The sequence below is a fragment of the Bradyrhizobium sp. JR3.5 genome (genome assembly GCF_054057015.1).
The window spans coordinates 976,437-997,278 of the sequence record NZ_JBSRYV010000001.1; the positions used below are offsets into that span (position 1 = coordinate 976,437).

General features: G+C 65.1%; 19 protein-coding genes. 9 read left to right on the forward strand and 10 right to left on the reverse strand.

From position 1 onward, the window contains the following. The first annotated feature begins 377 nt into the window (after positions 1-377). Genes pdhA through ACVWW1_RS04830 form a run of 3 tightly spaced genes read left to right on the forward strand, consistent with a single transcriptional unit; the run spans position 378 to position 3,584 of the window. A complete protein-coding gene (gene pdhA, locus ACVWW1_RS04820; RefSeq protein WP_456655035.1) occupies positions 378-1,475 on the forward strand; it encodes a pyruvate dehydrogenase (acetyl-transferring) E1 component subunit alpha in 1,098 nt (365 codons plus the stop codon). Continuing rightward, positions 1,468-2,448, forward strand: a complete 981-nt coding sequence (locus ACVWW1_RS04825; protein WP_456655036.1) for an alpha-ketoacid dehydrogenase subunit beta — start codon at positions 1,468-1,470, stop codon at positions 2,446-2,448. The genes pdhA and ACVWW1_RS04825 overlap by 8 nt, the downstream gene beginning before the upstream one ends. A 20-nt stretch (positions 2,449-2,468) precedes the next feature. Beyond that, positions 2,469-3,584, forward strand: coding sequence for a dihydrolipoamide acetyltransferase family protein (locus ACVWW1_RS04830; protein ID WP_456655037.1), 1,116 nt, complete (start codon positions 2,469-2,471; stop codon positions 3,582-3,584). A 20-nt stretch (positions 3,585-3,604) separates the two neighbouring features. Here ACVWW1_RS04830 and ACVWW1_RS04835 read toward each other — a convergent pair whose 3' ends face one another. From ACVWW1_RS04835 to ACVWW1_RS04845, 3 genes are all read right to left on the reverse strand, one after another. Beyond that, positions 3,605-4,441 carry a transglutaminase family protein gene (locus ACVWW1_RS04835; RefSeq protein WP_456656621.1) on the reverse strand — a complete coding sequence of 279 codons (837 nt, stop codon included), beginning with the start codon at positions 4,439-4,441 and terminating at the stop codon, positions 3,605-3,607. A gap of 160 nt (positions 4,442-4,601) precedes the next feature. Beyond that, on the reverse strand, positions 4,602-5,546 hold the full coding sequence (locus tag ACVWW1_RS04840) for an alpha-E domain-containing protein (protein ID WP_176530395.1): 945 nt from the start codon (positions 5,544-5,546) through the stop codon (positions 4,602-4,604). A gap of 8 nt (positions 5,547-5,554) precedes the next feature. After that, positions 5,555-6,973, reverse strand: a complete 1,419-nt coding sequence (locus tag ACVWW1_RS04845; RefSeq protein WP_207830822.1) for a circularly permuted type 2 ATP-grasp protein — start codon at positions 6,971-6,973, stop codon at positions 5,555-5,557. 227 nt (positions 6,974-7,200) lie between these two features. On the opposite strand from ACVWW1_RS04845, the gene ACVWW1_RS04850 reads away from it, so the two are divergent. From ACVWW1_RS04850 to ACVWW1_RS04860, 3 genes are all read left to right on the forward strand, one after another. Beyond that, positions 7,201-7,953 (forward strand): competence/damage-inducible protein A, encoded by a 753-nt coding sequence (locus tag ACVWW1_RS04850; RefSeq protein ID WP_456655038.1) that lies wholly within the window; start codon positions 7,201-7,203, stop codon positions 7,951-7,953. A gap of 6 nt (positions 7,954-7,959) precedes the next feature. Next, positions 7,960-8,487 (forward strand): xanthine phosphoribosyltransferase, encoded by a 528-nt coding sequence (gene gpt, locus ACVWW1_RS04855; protein WP_092115219.1) that lies wholly within the window; start codon positions 7,960-7,962, stop codon positions 8,485-8,487. Positions 8,488-8,668: 181 nt separating this feature from the next. Beyond that, positions 8,669-9,292, forward strand: coding sequence for a hypothetical protein (locus tag ACVWW1_RS04860; protein ID WP_456655039.1), 624 nt, complete (start codon positions 8,669-8,671; stop codon positions 9,290-9,292). Between the two features lie 16 nt (positions 9,293-9,308). On the opposite strand, the gene ACVWW1_RS04865 is transcribed toward ACVWW1_RS04860, so the two are convergent. After that, complete coding sequence (locus ACVWW1_RS04865; protein WP_456655040.1) at positions 9,309-10,331, reverse strand: methionine synthase; 1,023 nt, start codon at positions 10,329-10,331, stop codon at positions 9,309-9,311. A gap of 99 nt (positions 10,332-10,430) precedes the next feature. Here ACVWW1_RS04865 and ACVWW1_RS04870 point away from each other — a divergent pair, with 99 nt between their 5' ends. The 3 genes from ACVWW1_RS04870 (at position 10,431) to ACVWW1_RS04880 (ending at position 12,867) form a co-directional block, all read left to right on the forward strand. Next, positions 10,431-11,135, forward strand: a complete 705-nt coding sequence (locus tag ACVWW1_RS04870) for a glutathione binding-like protein (protein WP_456655041.1) — start codon at positions 10,431-10,433, stop codon at positions 11,133-11,135. Positions 11,136-11,284: 149 nt separating this feature from the next. Further along, the gene (locus ACVWW1_RS04875; protein ID WP_456655042.1) at positions 11,285-11,896 is read left to right on the forward strand and encodes a DsbA family protein; all 612 of its coding nucleotides are present in this window, start codon (positions 11,285-11,287) and stop codon (positions 11,894-11,896) included. Next, positions 11,896-12,867 carry an NADPH:quinone oxidoreductase family protein gene (locus ACVWW1_RS04880; protein WP_456655043.1) on the forward strand — a complete coding sequence of 324 codons (972 nt, stop codon included), beginning with the start codon at positions 11,896-11,898 and terminating at the stop codon, positions 12,865-12,867. Before ACVWW1_RS04875 ends, ACVWW1_RS04880 begins: the two co-directional genes overlap by 1 nt. A 161-nt stretch (positions 12,868-13,028) precedes the next feature. Here ACVWW1_RS04880 and ACVWW1_RS04885 read toward each other — a convergent pair whose 3' ends face one another. The 6 genes from ACVWW1_RS04885 to ACVWW1_RS04910 form a co-directional block, all read right to left on the reverse strand. Next, positions 13,029-13,706, reverse strand: coding sequence for an esterase/lipase family protein (locus ACVWW1_RS04885; RefSeq protein WP_456655044.1), 678 nt, complete (start codon positions 13,704-13,706; stop codon positions 13,029-13,031). Continuing rightward, on the reverse strand, positions 13,703-14,593 hold the full coding sequence (locus ACVWW1_RS04890) for a crotonase/enoyl-CoA hydratase family protein (protein ID WP_229169103.1): 891 nt from the start codon (positions 14,591-14,593) through the stop codon (positions 13,703-13,705). Before ACVWW1_RS04890 ends, ACVWW1_RS04885 begins: the two co-directional genes overlap by 4 nt. Positions 14,594-14,730: 137 nt before the next feature. Then, positions 14,731-16,149, reverse strand: coding sequence for an amidase (locus ACVWW1_RS04895; RefSeq protein WP_456655045.1), 1,419 nt, complete (start codon positions 16,147-16,149; stop codon positions 14,731-14,733). Then, positions 16,142-17,314 carry a M20 aminoacylase family protein gene (locus tag ACVWW1_RS04900; RefSeq protein ID WP_456655046.1) on the reverse strand — a complete coding sequence of 391 codons (1,173 nt, stop codon included), beginning with the start codon at positions 17,312-17,314 and terminating at the stop codon, positions 16,142-16,144. Before ACVWW1_RS04900 ends, ACVWW1_RS04895 begins: the two co-directional genes overlap by 8 nt. A gap of 7 nt (positions 17,315-17,321) precedes the next feature. Continuing rightward, complete coding sequence (locus tag ACVWW1_RS04905; protein ID WP_456655047.1) at positions 17,322-18,842, reverse strand: M81 family metallopeptidase; 1,521 nt, start codon at positions 18,840-18,842, stop codon at positions 17,322-17,324. 262 nt (positions 18,843-19,104) lie between these two features. Next, on the reverse strand, positions 19,105-20,754 hold the full coding sequence (locus ACVWW1_RS04910; RefSeq protein ID WP_456655048.1) for an ABC transporter ATP-binding protein: 1,650 nt from the start codon (positions 20,752-20,754) through the stop codon (positions 19,105-19,107). Between the last annotated feature and the right edge of the window lie 88 nt (positions 20,755-20,842).

Consider the following 20,842-nt stretch of genomic DNA (forward strand, 5'->3'; position numbering starts at 1 on the left):
CTGCCCGTTCCGTCAAACGGAGACGTCGGCCCGTCCCGCTTCAAAGGGCAGCTCGGCGCAGACTACGCCATGTCGCTCGCCCGAGAAAGAGGGCTCGCCGCGTTGTGATCGCAAACGCAGTGGCAAGGCAAGGTGTTCGCACGAAATTCACGTAAGCGAAAACACTGCATCGAGATCACACGCTCTGCACAAGGATGAGGGCCACAGCAGGCTTTCGCCTGCCGGGCAGCCACCTGGTGCAGGTCGTCAGGCGCAAGTCATCGGGCGCAAGTCAGCTGGGCCTGCACCCAGAGCGAAGTTACGGCGGTATTGCATCGTCGCGGCGCGAACACCAAATAGCTGAACGTGGCAGGCAGAACCGCTCCAGGAGAGTGAGCGTGGCCAGCAAAAGAGCAAACGAAGAGCTCCCCATCATTGCACGCTTTGAGGTGCGCCGCCGCAACTACCTCGCGCCGGACGGCGCAATCATCCGGCCGCTTCCCTCCTGCGCCCGCGATGCCAAGCTGCTGATCGAACTCTACCGGTCGATGGTGCTGTTGCGGCTGTTTGACCGCAAGGCTGTTGCGTTGCAGCGCACCGGTCGGCTGGGAACCTATGCCGTATCGCTCGGCCAGGAAGCCGTGTCGGTCGGCATTGCGAGTGCGATGCGGCAAGAAGACGTTCTGCTGCCTTCCTATCGTGACAATGGCGCGTTGCTCTGGCGTGGCGTCAAGCCCGAGGAGATACTGCTGTTCTGGGGCGGCGATGAGCGGGGCAATCAATTCTCCGGTCCAGTCCATGATTTTCCATTCTGCGTTCCCGTCGGATCGCAGGCGCCCCATGCCGCCGGCGTGGCCTATGCCTTGAAGCTGCGCAAGCAGCCGCGTGTGGCCGTCTGCCTGTTCGGCGACGGCGCTACCTCGAAAGGCGACGTCTACGAGGCCATGAATTTTGCCGGCGTTCACAAATTGCCGCTCGTGTTCGTCGTCACCAACAATCAATGGGCCATATCGGTGCCGCTGCGGTTGCAAACCGCCTCTGAAACGCTGGCCCAGAAGGCTATCGCGGCCGGGTTCAGCGGCGAGCAGGTAGATGGGTGCGACGTGGTGGCGATGCGCGCCGCGGCCGAGGAGGCCATTGCCGCTGCCCGCGACGGCAAGGGCCCGCACTTTATCGAAGCGGTCACCTACAGGCTCGGCGATCACACGACGTCAGATGATGCGTTGCGCTATCGTTCGGCCGGAGAAGTCCAGGCGCATTGGAAGGAAGAGCCGATTGCGCGCCTCAGGTCCTATCTCGTGGGTCAGAAGATGTGGACCAAGGCGGACGAGGAGCGGCTTGCGGCCGAGTGCCATGAGCGCATCGAGGCGGCGGTGCAGCGCTATCTGACGACGCCGCCGCGCCGGCCAGAAACTATGTTCGACAACCTCTATGCCGAGCTGCCCGACGCCTATGCCGCGCAGCGTCGCGAACTCGCGGGAGAGGACGATGCCTGAAGTGACGTTGGTCGAAGCCGTCAATCTGGCGCTCGGCCGCGCGATGGCTGACGATCCCGATGTGGTCTTGCTCGGCGAAGATATCGGCGTCAATGGCGGAGTGTTCCGCGCGACGATTGGCTTGCAGGAGCGCTTCGGTCCGGAGCGCGTCCTTGATACGCCGCTTGCCGAACTCCTGATCAGCGGGCTCTGTGTCGGCATGGCCGCGCAGGGGCTGAAACCGGTCGGCGAAATCCAGTTCATGGGATTCATCTACCCCTGTCTCGATCAGCTGGTGAACCACGCATCACGAATGCGCAACCGTACCCAGGGACGGCTCACCTGTCCGATGGTTCTGCGCACGCCGCATGGAGCTGGCATTCGTGCGCCCGAGCATCATTCCGAAAGCACCGAGGCGATGCTCGCCCACATTCCGGGCTTGCGTGTCGTCGTGCCTTCGTCGCCGGAGCGGGCCTATGGACTTCTCCTAGCCGCGATCCGCGATCCCGATCCGGTGGTATTCCTGGAGCCGACACGGCTGTACCGCGCGGCGAAAGGCGATGTGGAGGACAATGGCGAAGCCTTGCCGCTCGATCACGCCTTTGTCCTGAGGGAGGGGCGCGACATCACGCTGATCAGCTGGGGCGCGATGTTGAAAGAAACGTTGGCCGCAGCGGACACGCTTGCCGATGACGGCATCGCCGCCGAGGTCATCGACCTCGCCACGCTGAAGCCCTACGATGAAAACACCGTGCTCGGTTCGGTCGCAAAGACCGGGCGCTGCGTCATCGTGCACGAGGCGGCACACACTGGCGGATTTGGCGCGGAGATCGTAGCCATGATCGCCGAGCGCGGACTGTCCTCGCTGCTCGCACCCGTGATCCGCGTCACCGGCTACGACACGGTGATCCCGATGGCCCGCCTCGAGCAACGCTACATGCCGTCGGTCGGACGGATCGTGATGGCAGCCCGAAAGACCTGCCAGTACAACTGAACACCGACGGATCTTGTCCCATGCACCAGTTCACGCTGCCGGATCTTGGTGAAGGTCTAGAAGAAGCGGAGATCGTCACCTGGTACGTCAACGAGGGCGACCATGTCGTGACCGACCAGCCGCTCGTCTCGGTCGAGACCGACAAGGCGGTTGTCGAGATACCGGCGCCGTCGAACGGACGCATCGCGCGTCTGTTCGGTGCCAAGGGCGATATCGTGAAGGTCGGCGCGCCGCTCGTGGAGTTTGCCGAAGGCGCCGAGGAGGATACCGGCACGATTGTGGGCGAACTCGGCACCGGCGAGCAACCGCCGGCGGCAGCAGCTGCTTCGACGCCGCCCGGCGGGGAGGGCGCTCAGGTGTTTCCGGCGGTGCGCGCCCTCGCGCGCAAGCTTGACGTCGCGCTCGATCTCGTCGAGGCGACGGGGCCCGGCGGCATTCGGGCCGATGTCGAGCGGGCGGCAAAGCGGATGTCTCACCGCGGACCCGCCGAGCCGCTGCGCGGCCTGCGCCGCGCGATGGCCCAGCGCATGACGGCGGCGCATGCGGAAATCGTGCCTGCGACGGTCACCGATGAAGCCGACATCAACGACTGGCGCCGGGACGAGGACGTGACAATCCGTCTGGTGCGTGCGATCGCCGCTGCATGCAAGGCAGAGCCCGCGCTCAACGCCTGGTATCATTCCGGCTCGGGAGAGCGGCGTCTGATCGAGCGCATCGATCTCGGCATCGCTGTCGACACCGGCGGCGGCCTGATCGTTCCCGTGCTGCGCAATGTCGCGGAGCGAACCGTATCGGACCTGCGGGCTGGGCTCGATCGCCTGCGCGCCGACGCGATCGCGCGTGCGATACCCCCGGAAGAGCTGCGTGGTGCGACGATCACGCTTTCGAACTTCGGAATGATCGGGGGCCGCTTCGCCAATCTCATCATCGTGCCGCCACAGACGGCGATCGTCGGCGCCGGGCGGATTTCGGAGCGCGTGGTCGCGCATCAGGGCCAGGTTGCGGTCAGACGCACGTTGCCGCTATCGCTCACTTTCGACCATCGGGTGGTGACCGGCGGCGAAGCGGCGCGTTTCCTGGTTGTCCTCAAATCCGACCTTGAGCGCGGGACGCCGCTTCGCGGCTCCTCAGAATGAGAGAGAACGCTGGCGGCGGCTTACGACTGCGTCTGGCTCTGCCACTGCCCGGGGCGGCCGGCCTGGTCGACCTTAACCGCGACCGTCAGCGTCTCGTTGCCGCCGCCATAGCGGGTGCCGCGGACCGGGGCGGCACCGAGATAATCGAGACCGATCGCGACGCGGGCGTGGGCGTCGGTGGTGCAGATGCCGTTGGCGGCGTCGAAGCCGACCCAGCCGAGGTCGGGCACGAAGGCCTCGGCCCAGGCGTGGCCGGCCTGCTGGTTGACCATGCCGTCGGAGCGCAGGAAGTGGCCGGAGACGAACCGCGCCGGAACGCCGCCGGCGCGCGCGCAGGCGATCAGGATGTGCGCGTAGTCCTGGCAGACCCCGCGCTTCAACGCGAACGCCTCGGACGCCGAGGTGGCGCTGTTGGTCGGGTCCTCGTCGAAGGTCATGTGCTCGTAGATCTGCACCATCACCGCGTGCAGGAAGCCGAGCACGTCGGCGCCGGCCTCCGCACGCAGCTCGCGCACGAAACTCGTCATCGCCGGGTTGAGGTCCGTCAGCGGCGTGGCGCGCAGGAATAGGCTCGGCGGAAACCGCTCGTCGGTGCCTTTCAGCACGCCGCCGGTGTCCTGGGTCTCGACCAGACCCTCGCAATGGATCGTAAGATCGGTGATCGCGCCGTGCGTCAGCACATGGGTGACGTTGCCGAACGCGTCCTCATGGGTGTCGAGCCGGGAATCGGTCGAGACGTCGATCTGCCAATCGGCGACATACTGGCCGTCATGGCTGCCTGGCGTCATCCGCAGAATCTGGATCACACCCGAGGCCGCCGGCTCGTAGCGATAGGTGGTGGTGTGGGCAATCCGCAGGGCGCATGGCTCAACCGGAGTTCAGTCGGTCTTCTGGGGCAGGAACGTCATGCCCCGGGCACCCACGTCTTTCTCCCTAATCGGCCGCGAAAGCAAGACATGGCTAACCGGGACAGACCCGGATATGACGACATTTTGAGCACTTTTCCTGCCGCGGCGGTCACATCAAATACTGCTTGGCGACGATCTCACCCAGCCGCGAATTATCCGCAAGGAATTCCTGGATGAATTCGTGCACGCCGTGCTGGAAGATATCGTCCATATGGCTGTGCTCGAGCCGGTTCCTGATGCCGCGGGCGTGGCGCTGGGCGGCGCCCTGGCGGCCATAGGCGACGCCGATCTGGTCGAGATTGCGCACCAGGTTGCTGTAGCAGCTGGCGAGCGACCGCGGCAGCGTGTCGTTGAGGATCAGGAGGTCGGCGATCAGCCAGGGCTTCAGGGTTTCCCGGTACACCCAGTGATAGGCGGTCGTTGCCGACACCGAGCGCAGGATCGAGGTCCACTGGTAGTAATCCAGCGGGCCGCCGACATGCTCCTCCTCGGGCAGCAGCATGTGATACTTGACGTCGAGAATGCGGGCGGTGTTGTCGGCGCGCTCGAGATGCACGCCGAGCCGCGAGAACCAGTAGGCGTCGTTGCGCAGCATGGTGCGGTAGGCCGAACCGTCGAAGCGCAGCGAGGTCTCCTGCACGAAGCGCAGGAATTTTGCCAGCTCCTCGCGGTTGGCGGGACCCTTGTTCCAGACTGCCTGCAGCTCGATCCACGATGAATTGATGGTGTCCCACATCTCCGACGTCAGCGCGGTGCGCACCGAACGCGAATTGAGCCGTGCAGCCTCGATGCAGTTCTTGATCGAAGAGGGATTCTCCGACGAGAAGGACAGGTACTCGACGACGTTCCGCTCGTTGGCTTCTTCGTAATGGTCGTAGAAGGCCGCGCCGACACCGGCGGTGAGCAGCGCGGAATCCCACTCATTGGTCTTGCCGATATAGGCCGCGGGCAATGCGGTGACACGGAGCGTGGCGTCGATCGTGCGCGCGAGATACTCGGCGCGTTCGACATAACGGGCCAGCCAGAACAGGTTTTCGGCGGTGCGCGACAGCATGCTTTCAACTACTCGCTCAGTATCCAGGTGTCTTTGGTGCCGCCGCCCTGGCTCGAATTGACCACGAGCGAGCCTTCCTTCAGCGCAACGCGGGTCAGGCCGCCGGGCACGATGGTGGTGTGGCTAGAGCCGGTCAGCACGAACGGGCGGAGGTCGACATGGCGCGGCGCGAGGCCCTTGTCGGTGCAGGTCGGGCAGGTCGACAGCGCCAGCGTCGGCTGGGCGATGAAGCCCTCCGGCTCGCGCTTGAGCTTGTCGCGGAACGCCTCGATGGTTGCCTTGGTGGCGGCCGGGCCGATCAGCATGCCGTAGCCGCCCGAGCCGTGCACCTCCTTGACGACGAGGTCGGCGAGGTTGTCGAGCACGTAGGACAGGTCCTGCGCCTCGCGGCAGCGCCAGGTCTGCACGTTCTTCAGGATCGGCTCCTCGCTGAGGTAGAATTTCACGATATCGGGCATGTAGGAGTAGATCGCCTTGTCGTCGGCGATGCCGGTGCCGACCGCGTTGGCGAGCGTGATGTTGCCGGCCGCGTAGGCCGACATCAGCCCGGGGACGCCGAGCGCGGAATCCGGACGGAAGGTGAGGGGATCGAGGAAATCGTCGTCGACACGGCGGTAGATCACGTCGACCCGTTTCAGCCCCTCGGTGGTGCGCATGAACACCTCGTCGTTCTTGACGATGAGGTCGCGTCCCTCGACCAGCTCGATGCCGAGCTTGTCGGCCAGGAAGGAGTGCTCGTAATAGGCCGAGTTGTAGACGCCGGGCGTCATCAGCGCGACCGTCGGCTCGGCTGAGGCGCTGTGCGGTGCCACCGAGCGCAGCGCCGACAACAATTCATCCGGATAGCGCTCGACCGGCGCAACCCGGTGCCGCGCGAACAGGTCGGGAAACAGCCGCATCATGATCTCGCGGTTTTCCAGCATGTAGGAGACGCCGGACGGCGTCCGTGCATTGTCCTCCAGCACGATGAAATTATCCGGATCGGTGCGGATGATGTCGATGCCGGCGATGTGGACGTAGATGTCGTGCGGCACGTCCTGGCCGTTCATCTCCGGACGGAACACCGGGTTCTGGAAGATCAGGTCTTCAGGGATGACATTGGCGCGCAGGATGTCGCGGCCGTGATAGATGTCCTTGAGGAACATGTTGAGCGCGAGCACGCGCTGCTTCAGGCCCTTCTCCAGCAGCGTCCACTCGGTCGCCGACATGATCCGCGGAATGACGTCGAACGGGATCAGCCGTTCCTGGGCCTCGGAATCGCCGTAGACCGCGAAGGTTATGCCGATCCGGCGGAACAGCAGCTCCGCTTCCTGGCGTCGATATTCGAGCGCATCCGGCGGCGTCTCTTTGAGCCAGCGGGAGAGCTCCTGGTAGGCCGGGCGGAGATCCTCGCCGAGGCCGTTCATCTCATCGAACGCGACTGCCATATATCCCGATTGCCCTCCCAAGCCATGTGACACAGTGCATGACTTGATGGGATGGTAGCAAGGGGCGGGCCAGCGCGATATGCATTGGCTTGTGGCATTTGCTAAGGGGGAGGCGGAAGGCCTGCCCGAAAAACCGGCTGAGGTCTGCTTAATTCGGCGGCAAAACCCCGTGACTTCAAGGCATTGGAACGGCAATGTCAGGGGATCAAGTTTAAGGAAATGAGACCATGAGCGAGATCGTCACGGCGGGGATATTGGTGATCGGCGACGAGATCCTGTCCGGCCGGACCAAGGACAAGAACATCGGCTTCATCGCCGAATACCTGACCAATATCGGCATCGACCTGAAGGAGGTCCGCGTCGTCGCCGACGACGAGGCTGACATCGTGTCCGCCCTTGATGCGCTGCGGCATAGGTACACCTACGTGTTCACCACCGGCGGCATCGGGCCGACCCATGACGACATCACCGCCGACAGCGTGGCGAAGGCGTTCGGGGTCGAGATCCACCATCATCCTGATGTGGTGGCGCGGTTCAGGGAGCGCTGGACCGAGCAGGACCTCAACGAGGCGCGGCTGCGGATGGCCCGGGTGCCCGATGGCGCCGAGCTGATCCAGAGTGCGACCATCCTGGCGCCGGGCTTCAAGCTCGGCAACGTCATCGTGATGGCCGGCATCCCCACCATCATGCAGGCGATGATGGACATCGTGGCGCCGACCCTGAAATCCGGTGTGCGGATGCTGTCGGACTCGGTCCGCGCCGACGCAAGGGAAGGCGACATCGGCGGCCCGCTGCGGGCGATCGCGGAAGCCAATCCCGACACCATCATCGGCAGCTATCCGTTCCAGGACGAGAACCAGAAGCCGAACACCAATCTGGTGGTGCGCTCGCGCGATCCCGAGAAGCTCGCCGCGGCGATGGCCGCGGTGAAGGAGATGCTGAAGCAGGTGCAGGCCGCGCAGAAGAAGCCGGCGAGTTGAGGCGACATGGTTGAACGAAATTCTGAACAGAATGCGCAGGATCGGGCCGGCAGGCCGTTCCCGGTCTCGTGGGATCAATTCCATCGGGATTGCCGGGCGCTGACCTGGCGTCTCAACGAGGTCGGCCCGTTCCACGCGGTGATCGCGATCACCCGCGGCGGGCTGGTGCCGGCGGCGATCGTGGCGCGCGAGCTCGGCTTGCGGGTGATCGATACCGTCTGCGTCGCCAGCTACGACCATGACAAGCAAGGCGACCTGAAAGTGCTCAAGGGCATTTCGGAGCAGACCGCCAAGCTCGGCGGCGGCACCGGCAAGGGGCTGCTGATCGTCGACGACCTCGTCGATACCGGCAAGACCGGCAAGCTGGTGCGCGAGATGCTGCCCGATGCGCATTTCGCAACGGTGTACGCAAAGCCCAAGGGCCGCCCGCTGGTCGACACCTACATCACCGAGGTGTCGCAGGACACCTGGATCTTCTTTCCCTGGGACACCGCGCTGTCGTTCCAGCCGCCGATCCGCGACGGGGCGGCCTAAAGAGTCACCTCGCCCCGCCTGCGGACCGCCTGCGGGGAGAGGTCGGATCGCATGCAGCGCAGCGCAATGCGATCCGGGTGAGGGGGACTCACCGCGAGTTCATCTCTCACTATCTTTGCGGACACAGCCCCTCACCCCGACCCTCTCCCCGCAAGAGCGGGGCGAGGGGGAAGTCAGAAGCATGCCCCTGCAAAACCGCGTCACCCCGACAGGCGACATCGTCGCGTCAGAACATCGCGGCACCTTCACCGGCAATCGCGGCATCATCCACGATCCGGCGACCCGCACACTGCTGAACAAGCGCTGGTCGAGCCCGGCCTGGCTCACCTGCGTCTGCGAGTTTAGGGGACGACGACGCAAGGTGATGAGCCGGCAGAGCTGGACCGAGCTGTTCTTCCTCGATGAAGCGACCGCATTCGCGGCCGGCCACCGGCCCTGCTTCTACTGTCGCCGCGACGACGCCAAGCGGTTTCGTGCCGCGTGGGAGCAGGGCAACGGCGTCAGCGATCTCAGCGCCAAGGCGATGGATGCAGGGCTGCATGCCGAGCGGCTCGACCGTGGCAAGAAGCGGCTGCATCCGCTGCCGATGCCGCTCGCCGCGCTACCTGACGGCGCGATGGTGCAGGCGAACGGCGAGAGCTACCTCGTTGCCGGTGGCGAGACCTTGCGCTGGTCGTTCGCGGGTTACGAGCGGTCCGACGTGACCTCTCCCGCCATGCTGCTGACGCCGCCATCGACCGTCCGTGCGTTTCAGGCCGGCTACCGTCCGGTGCTGCATCCGAGCGCGATAGCTGCTTTGGGCTGAACCGCCGGCGTTGAGCTTAGGCCAGCCGCTGCCTTGCCAGCTTCGCGCCGTCGCCGAGCGCGATCAGCTTGGCTTCGGCGATGTCCCGCCGCATTGGGGCCATGCCGCAATTGGTGGTCGCAATGATGTTGCCCTTCGGCACGTGTTTCGCGACGGCCTCGATTACCTTGACGACATCTTCCGCGGTCTCGACCTCGTCGCTGGCGACGTCGATCACGCCGGCCTGCACGATCTTGCCGGGGAGCGCGGCGAGCAGCTCGATCGGCACCTTCGAGTTGCGGCATTCGATCGCGACCTGCTGGATCGTGCTCTTGTCGATCACCGGGAAGGTCTCTTCATATTGCCGCCACTCGCCGCCGAGCGTCTGCTTCCAGTCGGTGTTGGCCTTGATGCCGTAGCCGTAGCAGATATGTACGGCGGTGTCGCAGGTCAGGCCTTCGGCGGCGCGCTCCAAAGCCTTGATGCCCCAGTCGCGGACCTCGTCCATGTAGACGTTGAAGGCAGGCTCGTCGAACTGGATCATGTCGACGCCGTCGGCCTGCAAAGCCTTGGCTTCCTGGTTCAACAGCTCGGCGAAGGCGAACGCCATCTTCACGCGGTCGCCATAATATTTGTCGGCGATGGTGTCGATGATCGTCATCGGGCCGGGCAGGGTGAATTTCAGCCTGTTCCTGGTGTGGGCGCGCGCCGCGCGCGCCTCGCTTTCATGGACGCGGCCCTTGAGCTGCAGCGGCGCGACCACCTGCGGGACCATGGCCTTATAGCGGTCCTTGCGGATGCCCATCTCGACCTTGTGGGCGAAATCGATGCCCTCGATCCGCTCCAGAAAACCATGCACGAAGTGCTGGCGCGCCTGCTCGCCTTCGGTGACGATGTCGACGCCGGCATCCTCTTGCAGCTTGACCGCAAGCACCGTGGCGTCGCGCTTGGCGCGGGCGAGTTCGGCGCCTTCCGATTTCCACGGCGCCCACAGCATGTTCGGCTCGGCGAGCCATTCCGGCTTCGGCAGGGAGCCCGCGATCGTGGTTGGAAACAGCATGGGTGCCTCCCGGTGGGTTCTGATTGAGCGCCTGTGTGCCATGTCCTAAGGTGGACGTACAGAACAACAAAAGTCTTTGTGACGGGGAGGTGGACGCCGATGATCGACCTGCACTACGCGCCGACGCCGAACGGCTGGAAGATCTCGATCATGCTGGAGGAACTGGGGCTGCCCTATCAGGTGATCCCGGTGAACATCCGCGCCGGCGAGCAGTTCCGGCCCGAATTCCTGGCGATCAGCCCGAACAATCGTATCCCTGCGATCGTCGACCATGCGCCCGCCGACGGCGGCGGTCCGTTCTCGGTGTTCGAGACCGGCGCGATCCTGATCTATCTCGCCGACAAGAGCGGCCGTTTCCTGTCGCGGGAGCTGCGTGCGCGGTCGAACGTCATCCAATGGGTGATGTGGCAGATGGGCGGCCTCGGGCCGATGCTCGGCCAGCACGGCCATTTCGCGCTCTATGCCGCTGAGAAGATTCCCTACGCGATCGAGCGCTACCGCGACGAGACGGCGCGGCTCTATGGCGTGCTCGACCGCCAGCTCGGCAAGACCGGCGCCTATGTCGCCGGCGATGATTATTCGATCGCGGACATCGCCTGCTTCCCCTGGACCATGACCCACAAGGCGCAGGGCTTTACCCTCGACGATTACCCGAACATCAAGCGCTGGTACGCTACCGTGCGCGCCCGCCCGCAGGTGCAGGCGGGCCTTGCGATCGGAAAATTCGTCAAGGAGCCGTTTGACGAGGAATCACGCAAGAACATGTTCGGCCAGCGTGCGAAGGAGTTGGTGGAGAGGAAGTAGGTATCGTCATCCTGAGGTGCGAGCCCTTGCGAGCCTCGAAGGATGCGGAGCCGGAGGCCGTCCATCCTTCGAGGGCCGCTGAAGAAGCGGCCACCTCAGGATGACGGGAAAATACAACGCTGCAAACACGATAACAAAGGGAAACGCCAATGATCGAATTCTTCTTCGACTGTTCCAGCCCGTGGACCTATCTGGCCTGGCACAACATCCAGCCGATCGCGAAGGAGTTCGGTGCGCCGATCACCTGGCGGCCGATCCTGGTCGGCGGCATCTTCAACACCGTCAATCCGTCGGTCTACGCGCAGCGCGAGAAGCCGGTGCCGCTGAAGGCGCGCTACATGAAAAAGGATCTCGCCGACTGGGCGCGCTCGGCCGGCCTTGCGATCAAGATGCCGCCGACCGTGTTCCCGGTGAACAGCGTCAAGGCGATGCGCGGCTGCATCTGGCTCGGCAACGAGAAGATGGTGCCATTCGCCCGCGCCGTGTTCGAGGCCTATTGGGGTGACGACAAGGACATCTCGCAGGATGCGGTGCTGACCGAGATCTGCAGCAAGGTCGGGATCGATCCGGCGCAATTCCTGGCCGGCATCGGCGACCAGGCGATCAAGGACCAGCTAAAGGCCAACACCGAGGAGGTGATGGCGCGCGGCGGCTTCGGCTCGCCCACGATCTATCTCGACAAGACCGACATGTATTTCGGCAACGATCGCCTGCCGCTGATCCGCGAGGCGCTGGCCCGCCTCAAGGCACGAGCCGCCTGATGCCGAAAGCCGTCGTTTGCCGTGAGCTCGGCCCGCCGGAGCGCCTTCAGCTCGAGAATTTTGCCTCGGTGCCTTTGCAGCCGGGGCAGGTGCGCGTCGCGATCCGTGCCGCCGGGATCAATTTTCCCGACATCCTGATGGCCGCCGGCGAGTACCAGCTCAAGCCGCCGCTGCCGTTCACGCCGGGCTCGGAGGCTGCCGGCGATGTCGTCGAGGTCAATGAAGCTGCCGGCGTCGCCATCGGCGCCAAGGTGATCGTCAAGATGCGCTTTGGCGCCTATTGCGATGAGACCGTCGCGACGCCGTCGCAGCTCGTGCCGGTGCCGTCGACCTTCGACTATGCGGAAGGCGCGACCTTCCTTGCCGCGCACGGCACGGCGTATCACGCGCTGATCGACCGCGGGCAGATCAAGCCGGGCGAGGTGCTGCTGGTGCATGGCGCCGGCGGCGGCGTCGGGCTTGCTGCGGTCGAGATCGGCAAGCTGCTCGGCGCGACCGTGATCGCTGCGGCCTCGAGCGAGGAGAAGCTTGCGATTGCCAAAGAGCGTGGCGCGGATCATCTCGTGCTCTACGCGCGCGAGCCGTTCCGCGATGCGGTCAAGCGTCTCACCGACGGCCGCGGCGCCGATGTCGTGTTCGATCCCGTCGGCGGCGAGGTGTTCGAGAACTCGATGCGCTGCATCAACTGGGGCGCGCGCATTCTCGTCGTCGGCTTCACTGGCGGCATCGGTCTTGCGCGCACCAACCTCCTGATGATCAAGGGGGCGAGCGTGCTCGGCGTTCGCGCCGGCGAGGCAGTGCGGAAGGACCCCGCGCTCGGCGAGGTCAGGGTCAAGGCGCTGAACGAATGGGCCGAGGCGGGCCGGGTGCGGCCAAATATCTCGCACCGGCTGCCGCTGGAGGACTACGCGAAGGCGATGCGGCTCCTGATTGAGCGCAAGGCGATCGGCCGTGTGGCGTTGATGATGTAGTAGTTCGTCATTGCGAGCCAACGGGTCGCGCGAAGGCGCGCCCGATGACAGGCTCAACGAAGCAATCCATGCTCACCGTGTGGAAGGTATGGATTGCTTCGTCGCGGAGTTTATCATCGGGCCGGCCGAAGGCCGGATCCGTTGGCTCCTCGCAATGACGGTTACGCCTTTGCGAACTTCCCATTCCGCAAAAACACAAGCGTCTGCGCGATTGCCTCGCGGTTGCGTACCAGCCAGGGATGCGAGGTGCGGATCACGATATGATCGGCCATGCCGTCGAGCCGGGTGTTGGCAACCGACACGCGGCCGTCATGCGGCCGCGGCAGTCCCATCGACGTGATCGGATAGACCGAGCGGTTGCCGGCGATGATGCCGGCGCAATAATCGATCGTCGGCAGCAGCGCGCTGGTCGCGGCATCGCGGCGGGTGACGAGCTGCTGGCCGGCCGGGCCGAAGAAGGCGCGATAGGCCGCGAGGTGCTTCAGGCGGTCGGCGATCTCGCTGCCGCCGTTCGGCGTGCCCAGCATTACGACGCGGCCGAGCCGCGCCGGGCGATGTCGTGCGAGGTAGACGCGGGCGAGCAGGCCGCCCATGGAGTGGCAGACGAAGTGCATGGAGGCGCCGTCGAGACCACGCTCGAACAGATCGATGGCCGGATGGATGTCCTCCGCCAGCGCATCGAGTCCTTTGCGCCGGCTGTCATAGTCGAGATTGAGGGCGGCAAAACCGGCATCCCTGAGCGCCAGCTCCATCCTGCGAAACGAGCGCGCCGTCCTGCTGATGCCGTGCAGCAGGACGACGCCCTCAGGAGTGGACGCCGCGGGACGCCGTTCGCTCACTTATAGTCGCGCTCTTGCCACCACGGGAAATAGTCGGGCATGTCCGACGACACCTTGTTCTTGAACTGTGCTGGGCGCTTTTCCAGGAACGACACCACGCCCTCCTTGACGTCCTCGGAGCGGCCGCGGGCATAGATGCCGCGGCTGTCGACCTTGTGCGCCTCCATCGGATCGTCGGCGCCCATCATGCGCCACATCATCTGGCGGATCAGCGCCACCGATACCGGCGCAGTCTTGGCCGCGAATTCCTTGGCGAGCGCGCGCGCGGTCGGCAGCAGATCCTCCGGCGGCACCACCTTGCTGACGAGCCGGCCGGCAAGCGCTTCCTGCGCCGGGAAGACGCGGCCTGAGTAGCACCACTCGAGCGCCTGCGAGATGCCGACGATGCGCGGCAGGAACCAGCTCGAGGCGGCCTCCGGCACGATGCCCCGCTGGGAGAACACGAAGCCGAAGCGCGCGGCCTCCGACGCAATGCGGATATCCATCGCAAGCTGCATGGTGACGCCGATGCCGACTGCCGGGCCGTTCACCGCGGCGATCACAGGCTTCAGGCACTTGAAGATGCGTAGCGTCACCTGGCCGCCGCCGTCGCGCACCTGCGGATCGCTGTAGTCGACGCTGCCGTCGGCATTGCGCTTGACCGGGCCGCGCCGCGCATCGCGGTCGAAGGTGTTGGCGCCGGACGACAGGTCGGCGCCGGCGCAGAAACCGCGGCCTTCACCGGTCACGATGATCGCCCTGACGTCGTCGTCCTTGTCGGCTTTGTCGAACGCGTCGATCAGCTCCTGCTGCATCGTGGCGTTGAAGGCGTTGAGCTTGTCGGGCCGGTTCAGCGTGATGGTCAGGATCTGCTCGGCGACCTCGTACTTGATCGTCTCATACGCCATGGGGATGATTTCCTCTCGGTTTTCTTGAATGAACGGCGCTGGCGCGCGTCTCCATCCAGTTAACCCGGCAATCATCCCTTGTGAAGAAGTCGGATGCGCGAGGCTCGGCTCCGCGCATCCTGACTTGCGTTGAGGCGCTACTTCTTCGGCGGCGCGGGCCACGGCTTCTGCGGGCCGCGCAGGCCTTCGAACGCCTTGCCGATGCCGAGCACGCCGATGTCGTCGAAGCGGCGGCCGATGATCTGGACGCCGATCGGAAAGCCCTTCTTGTCGTAGCCGCCGTTGATCGACAGCGCCGGGTTCTCCGACATATTCCACGGCACGGTAAAGCAGATGTGCTCGAACGGCTTTGCGGGGTCGTTGAGGGGTGCTGCGAATTCAGCCGGGAAGTTCACGACCGGCGACACCGGCGAGATCACGTAGTCGACCTCGCAGAACAGCTTTGCGGCGGCCGCGCGGATCGCCATCGTCTGGTTGAAGCCACGCACCACATCGACGCCGGAGAGCTTGGCGCCGGCCTCGGCCCAGTTGAGGATATAGGGCAGGGTCTTGCCGCGGTCGGCCTGCGACAGTTTCGACAGTTCGTCCCAGGTCCGCGCACGCCAGAAATTGTCGAGCCCCTCGAGCATCTCAGGCGTCAGGATGCCGTCGATCTCGGTGATGACGGCACCGGCGGATTCGAACGCCTTCGCTGCCTTGACGGCGACCTCGCGAACCTCCTTCTCGACCTTCTGGCCGGATCCGGCATCGAGCATCAGCCCGATGCGCAGCTTGCGCGGCGACTTCTCCAGCGCCTTCCAGTTCACCTCGAGTGCCGGCAGGCTCATGCCGTCGCGGCGATCAGGGCGCGACAGCACGCTCATCATCAGCGCCGCGTCGTCGACGGTGCGGGTCATCGGCCCCGCCACGCGGCCGACATAGGGCGGATCGATCGGCACGCGGCCAAGACTTGGCTTCAGGGCGACGAGACCGCACCAGGAGGCCGGCAGCCGCACCGAGCCGCCGATGTCGGTGCCGAGATGCAGCGGGCCGTAGCCGGCAGCACCGGCCGCGCCCGCGCCGGCGCTCGAGCCGCCGGGATTCTTGCTGACATCCCAGGGATTGCGGGTGAGCGGATGGAACGACGACAGCCCCGACGACAGCATGCCGTAATCCGGCATCGTGGTCTTGGAGAAGATCACGCAGCCGGCTTCACGCAGCCGCGCGGCAGGCGGCGCATCCTTTTCCACAGGCGCGAGCTTGACGCTGGCGGCACCCAGCGGCACCGGCTGTCCCTTGGTCGCGACGTTGTCCTTGATGGTGACTGGCACGCCGTCGAGCGTGCCGACCGGCTCGCCCTGCTGCCAACGCTCAGTCGCGGCCTTGGCTACCTTCCGCGCGCCTTCGGGGTCGTACAGATACAGCGCCTTGATGTGCGGCTCCCAGGTCGCGACCTGGGAGATGATGTCCTCGAGCACTTCGGACGGCGAGAACTGCTTTGCACGGTAGCCGGCGAGCAGGTCGACGGCCGAGAGATCGTGCAGCGACGTGATGGCGTCCCCTTTCGGCTTATGCATGCGCACCTGCCGGCATGCGTTTCTCGATGATGCGGGCGAACATGCTGGCGCCGATCGGCAGGATCTTGTCGTCGAGAACGTAACCGGGATTGTGCACGGGCACCGAACCGTCATGGCCGACCCAGAAATACGCGCCTGGAATGGCCTGCATCATGTCGGCGAAATCCTCGCTGCCCATCTTGGGCGTCGAGCGGGTGATGACCTTTGCCGGATCGACGACGGTGCGCGCGACCTCCTCGACGACGCGGGACTGCTCTTCCTGATTCACCAGTACGCTGAAGCCGTCGCGGATATCGACCGAGATTTCGGCGTCATAGGCCGCCGCAAAGCCGGCGGCGATTTCGCGCATCCGCTTGCGGATCAGCTCACGGATCTCGTCGGAGAAGCAGCGCACCGTGCCGCACATCCAGGCTTCGCCGGGAATGACGTTGTACGCCGACCCGGAATGGATCTGCGTGATCGACAGCACCGCAGCCTGCAGCGGATCGACGTTGCGGCTGACGATCGACTGCAACGCTTGTCCGAGCGTCATTGCGATCACGACCGCGTCCTTGGAGCGCTCCGGCATCGCGCCATGCGCGCCGTAGCCCTGGATCCTGATGTCGAAGAAGTCGGCTGCGGCCATTGCCGGGCCCGGCAGGATCGCGATCTCGCCATGGTTGAGGTCGGGCGCGTTGTGCAGGCCGTAGACCTCATCGCAGGGGAACTGCTTGAACAGGCCGTCCTTGATCATGGCGCGCGCGCCGCCGAGGCCTTCCTCGGCCGGCTGGAAGATGAAGTGCACGGTGCCGTCGAAATTGCGGGTCTCGGCGAGATAGCGCGCCGAGCCGAGCAGCATCGTGGTGTGGCCGTCATGGCCGCAGCCGTGGAAGCGGCCGGGGATCGTCGAGCGCCACTTCAGATTGGTGTTCTCTTCCATCGGCAGCGCGTCCATGTCGGCGCGCAGGCCGATCTTCCTTGAGCTATTGCCCTTGCCCTTGAGCACGCCGACCACGCCGGTGCCGCCGAGGCCGCGATGCACCTCGATGCCCCAACTCGTGAGCTTGTCGGCGACAATGCCGGAGGTGCGGACCTCCTCGAAGCCGATCTCGGGATGCGCATGCAGATCCCGTCTGATGGCGGTGAGTTCGTCGGCAAAACTGTCGATGCGCTCAATGGTCGGCATGATCTCTCTATCCGTTTGTGCGTGATGGGGAGGAGGGGGTGAAAGTGGGGCCGTTAGGCTTGATACGAATGCCAGGACGCAAATGTTTCCACGGCAGTGTGGCGGTATCGGCCGGCATTGCGCCGGGCGCGGCGCAGATCAGCAGTTTCTCGGCGATCGGCTCGAAATCGGCGCGGAAATGCACCGAGCTCTTGTTGACCAGGATCTTCTGCGCGGTCGGCTCGATGCCGACATAACGGTACATCGACTGGTCGGCAAGCTGGGCCTTGTAGGAGCCGACGACGACGCGGACGTCGCCGACCCGCAGGCAGGCCGAGAGGCCCATATCCATGTCGCGGCCGCCGTAGAATGGCCCAGGCGCGACAAACCTGCCGTCCGAGAGTTTTTCGACGACGAAGGTCTCGCGGTACGGCGCGTCGCCGGCGATGCCGGATTTACCGCCGAGATGGAGCGTGACGCTAGCCCCGACACCGGCTTCATGCGCTGCCTTCGCCGACTGCGGATCGAAGATCACGCCGGTGGCGGCGCTGGCCTTGTTGCGCACCAGCGCCCGCAGCATGCCAGTGGTGTCGGACGTGCCGCCAGCGCCGGGATTGTCCTGGGTGTCGGCGATCACGATCGGCCTTGTCGCCGATGCTGCCAGTTCCATCGCCAACCGCACGCCGTCGTCGGGCGAATAGATACGGCCGTCGAAATCGTTTTCATGGCCCTCGACCAATGCGGCGAGCCGGTCGGCGGCCGCATCCGCATCGGCCTGCGTCCGGCCATAGGTAAACACGCTTGGGCCGCAGTCCCTGAAGTCGGCAGCCGGGAAGCCGAACGCAAACGACAGCGTCGGTACCGCGTCGCTCTCGAGCGACGCAAGCTGCTGATAGATGTTCTTCGCCGGCTGATCGTTGGTGCATTGCCAGCTGATCGGGATCAGGAACGGCAGCTGCCGGAACGCCTTTGCCAGTCGTTCACCGGACTTGAGCAGCAAGGCCAGATGCCTGGCGCAGGCCCGGCCGGTGTCGGCCATGTCGACATGCGGGTAGGTGCGGTAGGCGATCAGTGCATCGGCATGCGCGATCATTTCGGGCGAGACGTTCGCGTGCAGGTCGAGGCTCGCGACCAGTGGAATGTCCTTGCCGACCACCTTGCGCACGCGGGCGAGGATCTCGCCCTCGCCGTCGTCATAGTGCTCGGTCACCATGGCGCCGTGCAGGTCGAGATAGACGCCATCGATCGGCCCCGCAGCGGCAATGCCGTCGACAATCTCCCTGACGATCCGCTCGAAGGCATCTTTCGTGACATGGGCCGATGGAGTCGCGCCGGCCGCAACCGTCGGAGCGAGCTCCCAGCCATTGGCTTCCGCGGCCTCGACAAAGCCGGCGAGGCCGACATTGATCTTGCGCATGACCTTGAGCACCTCGGTGCCATGCGTCATCGACGGCCAGCCGCCGCCGTGCACGAAGTCGTCATAGGTTGCCTTCGTCGGTGCGAAGGTGTTGGTCTCGTGCAGGAAGCCGCCAACGGCAATGCGGGTCATCAAGTTGGTCTCGATACGCTTCTTCGATCATGATGCGAACGGAACGGTTCGCGCCACGATCTCGTTTCGTTGGTTTGAGCGCGATCTTCCGGCGAACTGGTGTCCACCTTCCGGCCCACGCTCTAGCGCGCGACGTTAAGCGTGTCGTCGCGCCAAGCGCAAGCCGTCGAGCACTTCCGGATTTGCATGCCCTATGGGCGTAAAGGCCCAAGGCACACCAAAGCCTGAGATCAAGGCTGAGACTGAGGTTACGGCTAAAGGCTTAGACCGTTGCTACAATGCCTTCCGAAACCGGGCGGAAATTCGCAAAATCCCAGCCGCGCCCGGGCGCAGCCTCGAGCAGCGCACGGGTGTAGGCCTGCTGCGGATTGGTCAGCACCTCGGCCGCCGGCCCCTGTTCCACGACGCGGCCATGCTGCATCACCGCGACGTCGTCGCAGATTTGTGCGGCGACGCGCAAATCATGCGTGATGAACAACAGCGCGATGCCGAGCCGCCGCTGGATTTCGTCAAGCAGATTCAGAACCTGCGCCTGCACCGAGACGTCGAGCGCGGACACCGCCTCATCTGCCACCAGCACGTCGGGATCGAGTGCCAGCGCGCGCGCGATCGCGATGCGCTGCCGCTGGCCGCCGGAGAATTGGTGCGGGTAGCGCGAGATCGCGTCGGGCGGCAGGTGGACGAGCTCGAGCAGCTCGCGGGCCCGCGCCAGCGCATCCTTGCGCGGCATGCCGTAATTGACCGGGCCTTCCGCGATGCTCTCGCCGACGGTGACGCGTGGATTGAGCGAGCGGTAGGGGTCCTGGAAGATGATCTGGATCTTTTGCCGATGCGGCTGCAACAGCCGGCGCGACAGGTCGGATATCTCGCGGCCGACGAGGCGCACCCCGCCCGAGGTCGGATCGATCAGGCGGACGATGCAGCGCGCCACCGTCGATTTGCCGGAGCCGCTTTCGCCGACGATACCGAGCGTGCGGCCCTTGCGCAAAGTGAGGGTGACGTTGCTGGCGGCGGCGACTTCGCGCGCTTTGCCGTACAGCGATCGCTCCCGGTAGACCTTGCTGAGCTCGTTGGCTTCCAGCACCACCGGCTCCTTCGTCTCTGGGCGTGGCGCGCGCGGCACCAGGCTCGGCACCGCGGACAGCAGGTTGCGCGTGTACTCCATCGTCGGGTTGCGCAGCACATCTTGCAGCTCGCCGGTCTCGACCAGCCGGCCGTGCCGCATCACCGCGACGCGGTCGGCGATCTCGGCCACCACGCCCATGTCGTGGGTGATGAACAGGACGGCTGTGCCGTGGTCGCGTTGCAGGTCGCGGATCAACGTGAGGATCTGCTTCTGGGTGGTGACGTCGAGCGCGGTGGTCGGCTCGTCCGCGATCAGGAGCTTCGGTTCCAGCACCAGCGCCATCGCGATCATGATGCGCTGGCGCTGTCCGCCCGACAGGCGGTGCGGGTAGGACGAGAAGATGCGCTCCACATCGGGCAGCCGCACATGCTCCATCATCGCCAGGATCTTCTGACGCCGCGCGCGGGAGTCGAGATCGGTATGGGCGCGCAGCACCTCGTCGATCTGGCGGCCGACCGGCACGACCGGATTGAGCGCGGTCATCGGCTCCTGGAAGATCATCGCCATCCGCGTCGCGCGCAACTGGCGCAGCCGCCGGTCGGTCGCGGTAAGCAGTTCCTCGCCGACCAGTTTGACGCTGCCGCCGGACGGCACCAGCGTGCCCTTCTGCAGCAGGCCCATCGTGGTCAAAGAGGTCACCGACTTGCCCGAGCCGCTTTCGCCGACAAGGCAGAGCGTCTCGCCCTCGCGCACCTGCAGCGACAGGTCGTCGATGATGCGGTGCGCGTCAGCCTTGCGGCCGAGACCGACGACGAGATTGTTGATGTCGAGGACGACGTTGGTCATGTCAGGGTCTCGTGTTGCGAGGGGGCACGATGGGGCCGTCACCGTCATTCCGGGATGGTGCGCAAGCACCAGACCCCAATTCGCAATT

Coding starts and splice junctions, on each gene's coding strand:
- ACVWW1_RS04825 (WP_456655036.1), top strand. CDS start 1,468: ATGCCTGAAGTGACGTTGGTCGAAGCCGTCAATCTGGCGCTCGGCCGC.
- ACVWW1_RS04830 (WP_456655037.1), top strand. CDS start 2,469: ATGCACCAGTTCACGCTGCCGGATCTTGGTGAAGGTCTAGAAGAAGCG.
- ACVWW1_RS04840 (WP_176530395.1), bottom strand. CDS start 5,546: ATGCTGTCGCGCACCGCCGAAAACCTGTTCTGGCTGGCCCGTTATGTC.
- ACVWW1_RS04845 (WP_207830822.1), bottom strand. CDS start 6,973: ATGGCAGTCGCGTTCGATGAGATGAACGGCCTCGGCGAGGATCTCCGC.
- ACVWW1_RS04850 (WP_456655038.1), top strand. CDS start 7,201: ATGAGCGAGATCGTCACGGCGGGGATATTGGTGATCGGCGACGAGATC.
- gpt (WP_092115219.1), top strand. CDS start 7,960: ATGGTTGAACGAAATTCTGAACAGAATGCGCAGGATCGGGCCGGCAGG.
- ACVWW1_RS04860 (WP_456655039.1), top strand. CDS start 8,669: ATGCCCCTGCAAAACCGCGTCACCCCGACAGGCGACATCGTCGCGTCA.
- ACVWW1_RS04865 (WP_456655040.1), bottom strand. CDS start 10,331: ATGCTGTTTCCAACCACGATCGCGGGCTCCCTGCCGAAGCCGGAATGG.
- ACVWW1_RS04870 (WP_456655041.1), top strand. CDS start 10,431: ATGATCGACCTGCACTACGCGCCGACGCCGAACGGCTGGAAGATCTCG.
- ACVWW1_RS04875 (WP_456655042.1), top strand. CDS start 11,285: ATGATCGAATTCTTCTTCGACTGTTCCAGCCCGTGGACCTATCTGGCC.
- ACVWW1_RS04880 (WP_456655043.1), top strand. CDS start 11,896: ATGCCGAAAGCCGTCGTTTGCCGTGAGCTCGGCCCGCCGGAGCGCCTT.
- ACVWW1_RS04890 (WP_229169103.1), bottom strand. CDS start 14,593: ATGGCGTATGAGACGATCAAGTACGAGGTCGCCGAGCAGATCCTGACC.
- ACVWW1_RS04895 (WP_456655045.1), bottom strand. CDS start 16,149: ATGCATAAGCCGAAAGGGGACGCCATCACGTCGCTGCACGATCTCTCG.
- ACVWW1_RS04900 (WP_456655046.1), bottom strand. CDS start 17,314: ATGCCGACCATTGAGCGCATCGACAGTTTTGCCGACGAACTCACCGCC.
- ACVWW1_RS04905 (WP_456655047.1), bottom strand. CDS start 18,842: ATGACCCGCATTGCCGTTGGCGGCTTCCTGCACGAGACCAACACCTTC.
- ACVWW1_RS04910 (WP_456655048.1), bottom strand. CDS start 20,754: ATGACCAACGTCGTCCTCGACATCAACAATCTCGTCGTCGGTCTCGGC.